Origin of the sequence: Pseudomonas sp. PS02303 (assembly GCF_029959925.1) — a bacterium.
Classification (GTDB): domain Bacteria; phylum Pseudomonadota; class Gammaproteobacteria; order Pseudomonadales; family Pseudomonadaceae; genus Aquipseudomonas; species Aquipseudomonas mandelii.
This window is the reverse complement of sequence record NZ_JASCOM010000334.1, coordinates 1-5587: the sequence shown is the minus strand read 5'-3', so window position 1 is coordinate 5587 and position 5587 is coordinate 1. Positions and strand designations below refer to the sequence as shown.

Here is a 5587-nt window from a genome sequence, read left to right as displayed (position 1 = left end):
GTCAGGCCGGACGCGTAACTGGGAACCGATCGGCACCGTGTTGTTGAACCCGGATCGAGAGCAACAGAACGAGAAAATGGCGGCATAGTTAGACGGTTGACGCGACAACTACCTTGAAAAATGCCGATTGCTCTGTGACGGATTTGGGCCGGCCATTAGAATCGGGGGCATAGGCGGCCATATTTGCCTCTGGTAATCGAACTCCTAGGAAAAAAATGAAAACTTCCGCTCAGATGAATTTCACGAATGAAGACCGAATTCAGATTTCCCATCCTCTCCTTTACGCACTCATGACCTATGGTGACGGATCAGCTACCAAGGTACCCATTTCAAACTGGAACTCGTGGGGCTTGGGATCGCGTGGGATTCTGACCTGGTTGGTGATGGAGGCTCTGAATGTTAGGCGGCATCCTTGGCATCCTGACGCCTGCCAAGCTTCTGCACCCAAAGATGAGGAGGCTGCTGGGGCGCTGAAGATTCTTAAGGAACACCTCGATACGCCCCACAAGGTCGAAATCGCGCTAGGTGAAATCAGGCGTATCTACGATCACACGCAGTCGGTATTTAAGCGGCGTGGAATTCGGACAGTTCAGCTTCATCGCAGCCTTTATGACGGAGATGAAGGGGGGGGCGAGGAGGGGTATGCCACCACCATCTTGGATATGTCTAGAGCGGCAAAGCGTCTTAATTACGAGCACTTCGATCTCCCTTCCAATGTCCTTACTTCATGGTGCGAGGGAGCCGGTTATGCAAGCTATCCAGTGACCATACAGGTCGAACATCCTGTAGAAAACGTCCTTTGGAGCAGTGATGTGATCGCTTCAAAAGGGGAGAAGCCAACCAGTTCGGCGGTTGAAAGTGGTGAGTGGATAGTTCTCAACCGGTCGTTAAATGGCCTGTTGAGCGTTCCAGCTGATGGGGTCATTGTGCACCGCAACTCAAATCTCTGGAGGCCAAGTTACGACCTGGAGGAAAGGATCGATTCCTGCAAGGGTTTAACTTCTGAGGAGCGTGCTGAGAAGTATCTCGCTAAGCAGCGAGGAAAGTTGGCGCCTCTGAAGGGATATTCCATTCCGCATTACCGCCAGGGGTTACTGAATCTCCGTTGGAGGGATCGTCTTAAAATTGCGCTGCAGGTAATGAGAACGCGGTGATACGCCGGTTGCAAATGCACCTTGCTGCCGCACGATAGTAAGCGTCTTGGCAACACACCTAACTGATGCCATCGCTTGAGGCTATGGTGTCCACTTAAGTGGACACCATTTTCAGCATTCTAAGTGGGCATGCGTGTTGGCACTGAAACAGTAATGGCGCGGGTTGTCGTAATGTTCGGTGCGGCGAGTAGGCACTGTGCTCATCTGTTTGCCAATTCCCGCGCGACACGGCTCTGAAGCCGATTTGGATGCCGAGCAACTTCAAGCTCTCGTGCTGGGGTGGGTAGCCTTAGCAAAGAATCGGTGCTGGTAGCTCAATCACGATTTTTTATGCCCTGGCCTTGTGGCCAATCTGTTAGTCGCCGCTGAGAGTCTGCTCTGGCACAATCAGCGGCATGATTTCTTCGACCAACCTCGACCAGGTGCCCCCAGAACAGTTTCGCACCTTTGCCGAACGGGGCATGCAGTTGCTGTTCCCAGTCGATGCCGCGGGCAAGAAGAACCACCGTCCTGAAACGAGTGTTGAATGGCGACGCTTTTCCAAAAGAATTGACAAATAAGAAACGATTTATGCGCGAACGAGCCCAACGCAAGTCAAATAGCCACAAACTGGATGAGATCCCCGAAGCTGTGATCCAGCAACTCGGCAAGCGCTCGGATCGCGATCTTTCGGTTGAATGTGGTATTTCGGCTTACTTCTTGAAGCAGAAGCGTCTTGCCTTGGGTATCGACCAGTTCAAACGTGGTGTATACCCCGAAGAAATGGTTCAACTGCTGGGGAAAGTTACAGACCGGGAAGTCGGTGAGCAGTTTGGGTACCATATCGCAAGCGTCTGTGCACTTCGAAAAAAAATGGGCATCGCCTCCACGGTTAAGCCTGCAACTACACCTACTCAAACTCCCAACCCCAAAAAGCGCGAGATAGTTAATTTGCCGCAGGAGCTGATCAGTCAACTGGGGGTGCGATCTGATCAGGATCTATCCACCGAGTTTGGTTTCACGCTGCACTACCTGAAGAAGGAGCGGAAAGCCCGGGGTATCCTGAGTGTAAATGTGCCTAAGTACCCCGAAGAAATGTTGTCCTTGCTTGGGAAGGTACCCGATCGTGATTTGGTGGCCAGGTTTGGCTACTCATCAACCACACTTTCAATACTTCGAAAGAAGTTGGGGATCAAGCGGCACCATAAGGTCTGGACGGCCGAACGCATTGCGTTACTCGGCAAAATTAAAGACTCAGAAGTCGCGGCCTTGCTCGGCGGCGCCTTTACAAAAGGTTCGGTCGGTCAATGTCGTCGCTCCCTGGGGATACCCATTTGCCGAGGACCAAGGAATGGCGCCCCAACTGCCCTTTTCCTCTCGCTCAGTCGGGGCTTAACCACCGGGAAGATGGAAGCAATGCCAAGTACACAACCAGGTGAGACCGGACAATTGACTCAATTTCCGCCAGTCCCTGGGTCAGAAGCCAATTCGCTTCAAGCCTAAGACAAAGGAATAAAAAAAGCCCCGGCATGCTGGGGCTTTTTTGTTTGACCAACTAACGCTTAGAAGCGATAGGTCAGGCCGAGGCCGAGGCCGTGTGCGCTGTTTTCATACTTGGCGTTGTAGGTGGTGTTTACACCTGGGGCAAGAGGCTTCGAGTGGCTGACTTTAACGTCTTCTTCCATCAGGTAGGAGTACGCCATGTCGACAGTGATGTCTTCGGTTGGGCTCCAGCCTGCACCGAGGCTGAATACTTTGCGGTCGCCAGTCGGGATACGCGGCGAACGGTCCTCGTTGTTGGTAGGCGATTGGTCAACCGAGAAGCCGGTACGGAGTGTCCATTCCTTGTTGAGCTTGTAGCTAGCACCGATGGCGTGGGCCCAAGTGTCGTGCCAGTTCTGTGGCTCGCTGATAGTGCCAATCGCGCCAGCGCTACCGCCCAGCTGCGCTGGTACGCCACTATTGTTGACGGTAATGTCCTCTAGACGGCTCCAACGGGTCCAAGTGCTGCCTAGGTATAGGGTCCAGTTCTGGTCCAGCTCGTGGGTAACGGAGAAATCCACGGACTCAGGAGTCTTGAGTTTCAGCGAGGCATCGAACTTGCTGCCACTGAAAACGCTGAAAGGAGCACCAGTGATCCTTGTTTTGCCCTCGAGCTTGTAATCAACCATCGAGTGGTAAGTTAGGCCTAGACGCGTGCTGTCAGTGGCCTGAACCATGACGCCTATGTTGTAGCCAACGGCAGTGTCATCACCGCTGATTTTCACTTCACCGTCGTTAGTACCAGCAAAGTTACTACGGACATCAGACTTCAATGTGCCGTCAATACGGTTGATGGTCGGACCGAAACCGATCGAAACCTTGTCATTAAAGGCGTAGCTGACGGTCGGCTGCAGGGTCACGACCGAAACTTTACTATAGCTACCGAAGTATCGGCCGGCGAAGCCGTTTTCATAGTCGGTGACCAGGCCGAACGGTGCGTAAATACCGAATCCGAATGCCCAATGATCATCGATTGGCTTGACGTAATAGCCCATAGGTACGCCGACGGTCGGAACCATATCGCCATCGAAGTTGCCACCTGGAGAATTGCTGCCGTCTCTGCTGATATCTGACTTGGCGAGAATGGCAGCCGCGCCTACGGTCACTTGTTCGCGCTTAAGGCGTGCCATGCCGGCAGGGTTACCAAATACAGTGCTGGCGTCATCGGCAGAAGAAGAGCGGCCAGCAAAACCAGTGCCCATCCCACTGATGCTTTGTTCGTTAAGAGCGAATCCAGCAGCGAAGAGTTGAGTGGATGCCACGGCCACAGCGAAACCGATGGTGTTTTTGAAAAGCACTTTTTTCATTATTATTAATCCTTGGTGATCAGCGCCGACGAAATTACCAATAAAATGCTCGCAGCGCCATAGCCTGTATTGCCTGTATTGCCTGTATTGCAGGAGATAGAGCGGTTTTGTAGGACAATCCAACACAATTTAGTGAACCTTCCGGAAATATTATTGGAAGTGTTAACAGGTGATGTATGCGTTAGGGAGTCACAGGACTTTCCAGCTATTGGCGGGTAATTATGATCAGAGCAGCCATTGTGCTTGGCACAAAACATCGCCTCATCTCAGGGGCGCAGAAGATTCTTTTGTGCCAAGGGCGGCACAAACGAGGGAGTCGTAAGCGAATTTATTCTGAGTGCTCAGCGCGACCCGTCTCGGTCAGTCAGAGATGACTGGACTTTCTCGGTGGGTTGAAGCAGTAACCGCCCGACGTGCCATCCATTAGCATTGGCTCGGAGTGGATCTGGGCACGCGATAATTCCGCCCATTGCTCGGCATTTTGGCCTAGGTTTGTGAGACAGCCAGGGGCATCGTCGGCATGTCCGTACAGTGCTGCCGGTATGGTCCCCGCCATCATTCCGGTGCTGATTGTTGCGGCAAATCCAAGCGCCAAGAGCGTTGCAATCCCCAAACCAGTAGCGATTGTTTTTTTCGTAACCATGGTGGTGGCCTCGTGAAATCTTTCCCCTCGAGGCTACCCATTCGGCCTGGTGGTAGCGGCCCTATCTGAGACATGTCAGGGGCATCGGTCACCAATTATGAGGCACTTCGTTCGTGCCGGTGTGGCCTAAGAGTCCAGCAGTTGCAGAAAACTGTGCGATTGACCGCGTGTCCCTCGCGATTTCAGGAATAGGCAATCCTGCCTATGCAAGGCATTAGGCAAGGTTGCCTACTTGTCCAGTTTCGGACCCGTGACCAATGGCTGTGCTTCTACGCGTCGGATGTCCCGAATGCTTCCTCTAATGCCGGATTGATCCAGAAGCCTTGGAATGAACGGAAGAGTTCGGCGGCTCCACGCACGTACTGCAATGCACTCTCGACGCAGATCCAGCGACGTTGATTCTCTTCAGCTGCTCGACCGGTCATGGCCCGGCCTGAAAAAATATCAGCGACCAAATCGCCGGGCTCTGTCAGGAATTTGATAAAAAAATCAGGTACAGCAAATGGCCAGCCGGCGCCGTGCTGAGTCAGACCCAGGCTGGTTAGCGCTTTTCTGTGTTCCCGTCCGCGGGCACAGGAGTGGCCAATCTGGAGCGTGTTCTTTGGGATGGCGCCGTTGGTGATTCCGCCAAAGCTTCCCGGGCGGACCCGATAAGCGCGATCACCATAACTTGTGCTTCGATGCTCACCACCTTGACTCAAAAGCTTGGCATGGCGCTCAGTGTGAGGCCTTAGCACCCTTCGATTATCTGCCTTACACAAAATAGGATCGCGGGCAAACCACAGGCATGGTTCCCACGAAACATTGAGTTGTTGGCGCGTCCGACTTGACCATAGCTTCTGGAGCCTTGCTAACTGTTATATGTGTTTTATCTTCCATAAATCAGATACTTACCTAATCTAACTATTTTTATGTTTTTTTACGCGTGGAATAAGTGATGAGTGACTGACAATCTGCCTCAT

4 protein-coding genes and 1 pseudogene are annotated in these 5587 nt (G+C 52.6%); 3 read left to right on the top strand and 2 right to left on the bottom strand.

Annotation, left to right across the window (positions count from 1 at the left end):
* Positions 1–215 precede the first annotated feature (215 nt).
* The 3 genes from QMX98_RS31910 (at position 216) to QMX98_RS31900 (ending at position 2636) form a co-directional block, all read left to right on the top strand.
* Positions 216–1154, top strand: coding sequence for a hypothetical protein (locus tag QMX98_RS31910; protein WP_200618065.1), 939 nt, complete (start codon positions 216–218; stop codon positions 1152–1154).
* A 395-nt stretch (positions 1155–1549) separates the two neighbouring features.
* Positions 1550–1714 carry a hypothetical protein gene (locus QMX98_RS31905; protein ID WP_282411939.1) on the top strand — a complete coding sequence of 55 codons (165 nt, stop codon included), beginning with the start codon at positions 1550–1552 and terminating at the stop codon, positions 1712–1714.
* 10 nt (positions 1715–1724) lie between these two features.
* Entirely contained in the window at positions 1725–2636 is a 912-nt protein-coding gene (locus tag QMX98_RS31900; RefSeq protein WP_200617366.1) for a hypothetical protein, read from the top strand.
* A gap of 59 nt (positions 2637–2695) precedes the next feature.
* Here QMX98_RS31900 and QMX98_RS31895 read toward each other — a convergent pair whose 3' ends face one another.
* Entirely contained in the window at positions 2696–3982 is a 1287-nt protein-coding gene (locus QMX98_RS31895) for an outer membrane protein transport protein (protein ID WP_200617364.1), read from the bottom strand.
* A gap of 912 nt (positions 3983–4894) precedes the next feature.
* Positions 4895–5443 (bottom strand): annotated as a pseudogene (locus QMX98_RS31890) (DNA methyltransferase); the annotation flags it as partial.
* Positions 5444–5587 lie beyond the last annotated feature (144 nt).